Raw genomic sequence first — 5,225 nt, 5'->3', positions numbered from 1 at the left:
ACCGGTGACGCCGGCAGCGTTGGGCTGCCTGGACGCCGGGGGAGAGGCGGCAGGTTGAGGGAGTTCAGCAACAATGCCTGCTGCTGTGCCAAGCGCTGTCGCCCTGATTGCGCCAGCGACCATGTTACTACGCGCTTTCTGTACTGAAACCGAACCCGAATCACCTGGCCAGGTTCCACGCGGCGCCAGCCCGGGGTCGAGCGTAATTCCTGAAATGGTCTTAACCATCGTGACCAGATCGGAAGTATCACCGCTCAGGCGATCACCAGCCCGCCAGGCCTTTTGAAGTGCACGCACAAAATCGTTAGCCGCGCCAGGCGGCATCAGAATGACGGACAAATCCCCCTGCAGCAGCCGCATCGCGGCGGAAACGCCGGAATCCACCATTTTAAAAGCATCAGCAACATCATTAAGCATTCCGGCAGCATCAGCTAACACATCGCTCTGAAGAAAATCAGGAATACCGGATAGCGAAAACGCAGAGAACATCCCTTCAATTGCATCATCAAAAAGGCCGCCTGACGCCTTTAATCGCTGCGCTGTTGCAGCCCCGGCCGTTGGAAAAGACAACTCACCACTTTCAACAAACTGAAACGAGACCCGGCACATGCGCCCTTCTGCCACGCTGTGCGTAACGCTTACCTGGCCGTCAATGCTGCCCTGCATTTCACCGAACTGTGGATGAACAAGCGTGCCGGGTCCCGCTGTTTCAATCGCTACGATCAGGCGGTCGCGCTGTTCGGCATAATCATCACCAATCAGATAGGCATTTATCGTAAGCCTGCGGGTTGCCCTGCCTAAATCCTCCGTAAAAGGTTTATCCCTGTTAGGATATTCATGGACCTGCACACGGCGACCAAATGAACTTTCATCATTTTCTACAGAAAAAGGTACGCCGCGAAATGATGCTTCACGCAGACGATCGCGCCAGCCTTGCGGGGAAAATAAAGCCATATATTCACCATAAAAAAACCACCGAAGCGGGTTTAACGAGGTTTTCTGAACGGGGAGTAGCCGACATCGTGACTTACCGACATGAGCGGATTGCCTGACTCTGGAATATCGACCACGCGCATTCCCTGAGGAGCATTCTCAAAGCTGACTTTTAGCTCACTACGTTGCGTTAACGGGAGAGCTGGAGAGATAAGCTGCTGCGCCGTTCCGGGGGTATTAAGCTGTGGACTGGCCCTGTTCTGAGAACGTTCAACAGGCACTTTTGGCATGTATCGGCCATCAGGGATCTGGTAGGCGTTATACATTCCCGTCAACTCATTAAGACGTGACAGGAAGCCGTTATAGCCCCGTTCCCTTTCCTTGCCCTGCATTTTATTTACCAGGAATTCGCCTTTACTCATGCCGGACTCTTTCGAATCTTTTTCCAGATCCTCTAATTGCTTCAACAGGGATATCGCGACGCCAATCGTGATGGTCATTGCTCCCATTCTGGCAATCGAGCCGAGCAACCCGGAGAGCGAACCGGCCAGCGTGACCGCCTCTCTCAATGCACCGATCGTTTTGAGGGTAAATGCGCCCGCCATTACCAGACCAACCCCCTCGATCACCGTCTCCCATCCGCCCATCGCCTGGGCAACCTTATCCACCTCATGCCAGACCGCCTTGATTACCGGGGCCACATCATCCCAGTTATCAATAATCAGCATGGCGCCAGCGGCCAGCGCCGCTATTGCCACTTTGGCCGGGGAAAGATTAACGACACTGTTGAGAATTTTAACAGCCCGGGAGAGTACACCAATGGAAACGCCCACCCCAAGAAGGGCAGCACCAAATTTAGCAGCAGACTGAACAAGCTCAGGATTTTGCTTCACAAACACAGAAGCCTGTTTGATAAACGGCATCACCTCTTTTACCGCATCGCGAACAACCGGAATAAACTCCCGTCCCATCTCAATGGAGAGTTTTGCCACCTCATTACCCATGAGTTTCAGATCATTGGCTGCCGTATCGGAGGCGATCGCATACTCATTGGCTGCGGCGCCGCCGTATAGCTGCGCATTGGTAACTTTATCGAAGTTAGCTTTAAGTTGAGGAAGGTTTGAGAGCAGCGGAATAACAGCTGTTGATGACTCTTTCCCGAACAACCAGGTCATCGCCTTTGTTCGCTTTTCTTCCGGCAACTTGCCGATCGCATCCAGCACTTTCAGCATAGTGCCGCGGGAGTCTTTAATCATGCCCTTAGCGAGTTTATCCGGCGACCAGCCAATCGCTTTTGCAACGGCTTTCTGTCTCGCAGAATCCGCGCTGGTCAGGCCCATGATAAAGTTTTTAATACCGGTGGAGGCTACATCGCCTTTAATGCCCACACCAATGATCGTGGACGCCAGCGCGGCCACATCCCCTGAGGCTACGTTTGCAGATTTCGCCACGCCGCCAAGTTCCGTAACCACCTGGGCGATATCTGCCGAGCTGGCCGGCCCTGTATTCCCCAGGTAGTTAACTTTATCAGCAAGCTCAACGACCGCACTTTCTGTAAGCCCGAAAGCAGTTCGCCATATCGCGAGCGTTTTACCGGCTTCACGGCCCGATAAATCCCAGGCCACGCCGATTTTTGCCGCATCCTCCCCGAATTGTTTAAGCTCAGAACGGTCAATACCCGATTGCCCGGCCTGCGCGATAAGCTCAGCCATTTCATTGGCAGCCATCGGGATTTTGGTCGTCAAATCCAGAATATCATCCTGCATCTGGCGAAACGCGGCAGGCGTCTCCAGCCCATCAACCACTTTTCGAACATCAGCCATTGAGGCTTCGAAATCAATGGCCTGCTTAGTGGCTATACCGATGGCCCCGAGAATAGCCGAACCGGCCGCCGCGGCTCCCAGCCCGAGCCCGGCCATTTCCTTCCGGAACCCCTTTAACTCCCGTTGCATGCCCTTCATCGGACCTGTCAACTGGTCAACGGCGGTAATAATGGCCTTTAACTCAAAACTGTCAGCCATTTTTTATTTCCTCATTGATACGGACGGCCTGCGCCTCCAGCTCAAGAAAATCCGGGACGGGGGCGCGGCGCAACTCAAGGGGGTTTAATCGCCAGAAGTGGGCGACGTTGTAGAGTCGTTTTCTGAGGTCGTTTCCGTTGAGCTGGTAAAAAAACCTAAAATAACCATAGAGGCCTTGAAGATATCCAGCAGCGATAGCGTTGCAGCAGATGAGCGAGGAATGCCCGCCAGGAGCGGAATATATTTAAGGGCAACCGCGCTATCAGGCCGCACGGCACCTTCGGCGCTCAGCGTGAAGGGAAAGCCAATGCGCTCCACTTCATCAAACGTAGGCTCGCGCAGCTCGAGCACATGCAACTTTTCGTTATGCGCCATGATCGGCGTTTTCAGCGTTAACTCTCTCATTGATAGAATCCTTCTTCACCGTGGAATTCCAGGTCAACGGTCCCTTCTTCCGGGTTATGGTTTGCCTCGCCATGTAGCCAGGCATTTGAAAGCACGTATACCTGACCATTCGCCAGCTCTGACGTGATCGTCATAACGTCAGATGAGGTGATTTTGTCGATCGGGAAATTCTTCGGCACTTTAGCCGTCACTTTCGTATAGGCCGCGCGCGTGGTTTCCTTGTAATCAACAGAACCATCCAGGCCGATCACATCGTCGCGCACTTTGGTATTCATCGGCACTTCGATACCGCCGGTGATCGACAACTGCTGGCCGTCAATTTTGAAGTAAGTTGTACCTGCAATCTTTGCCATTACGCAGTCTCCTCGTTGTACTGCAGGCGGAACTGATTAAGCACCGCAAATACGCGCAGCTGGTTGATGTAGTCCGGTGGGAACAGAATATCCAGGCGGTTCGGATCGTTCTGGTTTCGCTCAACAATCAGGTATTTCTGGAACAGTTCGAAGTTCTCCACAATACCTTCCCGCTCCATCTGGCGATAAGTTGCCCCCAGCTCCCCGCGGATAACCGCTGGCGTAACAATCGCCTGCCCCGGGCCAAAACGGGTGCCATCATTCGCCAGTTTATGGCGGCCGTACTTACTGGTAATCACCGATTTCAGACGGCGCAGGGTGTAGGCGCTGGTGTGGAGCGTTTCGCTGTCGAGATAGCTGTTATCCGCGACACCAAACGCATTCGTTTTATAGGTCGTGATATCACGCTGGATCCGCAATACCCCACCCTCGGTGTAAGCGGTCGCGATGCCATGCATCAGCAGGGATTGTTGTTCTGTGATGGCAAACCGCTTGCCGGTTGGTGCCGGTAACGCGCCAGTGAGCTCTCCGGTTTGCGTCGGTCTGGCCGGGTCGATACGCAGGAAGACAGCAGCACGCGCCAGGCGATATCCCACCAGCTCGGCAACGCACGTCTGAACATCTTCCTCATGACCGGCGATAGTAATATGTTGGTCGTTAAACGTATCGCCAAACGCCACAAGCTCGGACAAGGAGCCCGTTCTTGCTGTGTAGACATGCCCGTAAAGCTGGCGAATGTAGCTCCATCGACCGGAACTGTCGTTCATTTCAACGGACATAAGCTGCAGAGAGTTCGCATCGCTGAACGGCAGCCCGATATAGTCGAATGGCTCATCACCCATTGCGCTAATGGCCTGGGACAAATCAGGATCTCCCGCACCGCCGCTCATTTTACCAATCTGAACACTCAGGCCAGCCGGAACCTCTTCACCGCTCGCGGTACCGAAATAGTTCAGGGTTAATGGAATGGAGTTACCCACCTGGCCGCCATTGACAGCGGAAAGGTTAACGGTACCCTGTGCCGCGCCGGCGGAGGTAGCCTGGTATTCTGCGGTGACGGGTAAATCAACGTTGTTATTGATAGCGCGTAGCAGCGCCTGAGACACCTGGTTTCCGGTGTCACCGGTCGCAACAGTGACCTGTACTTTTCGTGTACCCACGTAGAGATTCACCGTGCCCGAATCAGTTGCGGCGCCCGTAATGGTCACCGTGCCGGTTGCTGGCTCACCATTATCTGGCACGGCAATAACCCACAGCTCACCAAATGGATCAACCTTACGATAGGCCTCGACCATTCGCGCCAGCTGGCTGCCGCGGCCTGCCATTTTCTTAGCCAAATCCTTTGATGGCATGATAACAAGCTGGTTCAGGAGAATATCAGCTTCCGGCAGCGCCATGCCAATCAGTAGAGAAGGCGCCCCGCTAACCGCGGTATTCGCCGCGCTGTTATCCATTTCGGCATAAAACAGCGGTACCCGGTTATCGGATGGTATGTAGTTAAAACTTACGGTCA

The 5,225-nt window shown here is 54.0% G+C and carries 5 protein-coding genes; all 5 read right to left on the bottom strand.

The window, feature by feature from the left end; genetic code table 11:
• A partial coding sequence (locus tag VGM55_RS02815; protein ID WP_331634519.1) for a DNA circularization N-terminal domain-containing protein occupies nt 1–954 on the bottom strand: 954 nt, incomplete at its 3' end.
• Nucleotides 955–986: 32 nt separating this feature from the next.
• Nucleotides 987–2,954 (bottom strand): phage tail tape measure protein, encoded by a 1,968-nt coding sequence (locus VGM55_RS02810; RefSeq protein WP_331634518.1) that lies wholly within the window; start codon nt 2,952–2,954, stop codon nt 987–989.
• A gap of 84 nt (nt 2,955–3,038) precedes the next feature.
• Complete coding sequence (locus VGM55_RS02805) at nt 3,039–3,359, bottom strand: phage tail assembly protein (protein WP_331634517.1); 321 nt, start codon at nt 3,357–3,359, stop codon at nt 3,039–3,041.
• Nucleotides 3,356–3,712: a phage tail tube protein gene (locus VGM55_RS02800; RefSeq protein ID WP_331634516.1), complete on the bottom strand. Its 357-nt coding sequence runs from the start codon at nt 3,710–3,712 to the stop codon at nt 3,356–3,358. Before VGM55_RS02800 ends, VGM55_RS02805 begins: the two co-directional genes overlap by 4 nt.
• The coding region (locus VGM55_RS02795) for a phage tail sheath subtilisin-like domain-containing protein (RefSeq protein WP_331634515.1) at nt 3,712–5,225 on the bottom strand (1,514 nt) is incomplete at its 5' end. The genes VGM55_RS02795 and VGM55_RS02800, both read right to left, overlap by 1 nt.

The sequence above is a fragment of the Cedecea sp. genome (assembly GCF_036500665.1).
Lineage (GTDB): Bacteria > Pseudomonadota > Gammaproteobacteria > Enterobacterales > Enterobacteriaceae > Cedecea.
The sequence above is the reverse complement of the archived record's forward strand: the minus strand, read 5'-3'. Positions and strand labels throughout refer to the sequence as shown.

Bases quoted from the DNA above. Each gene is read 5' to 3' on its own strand.
- VGM55_RS02805 (WP_331634517.1), bottom strand. From the start codon at position 3,359: ATGAGAGAGTTAACGCTGAAAACGCCGATCATGGCGCATAACGAAAAG.
- VGM55_RS02810 (WP_331634518.1), bottom strand. From the start codon at position 2,954: ATGGCTGACAGTTTTGAGTTAAAGGCCATTATTACCGCCGTTGACCAG.
- VGM55_RS02800 (WP_331634516.1), bottom strand. From the start codon at position 3,712: ATGGCAAAGATTGCAGGTACAACTTACTTCAAAATTGACGGCCAGCAG.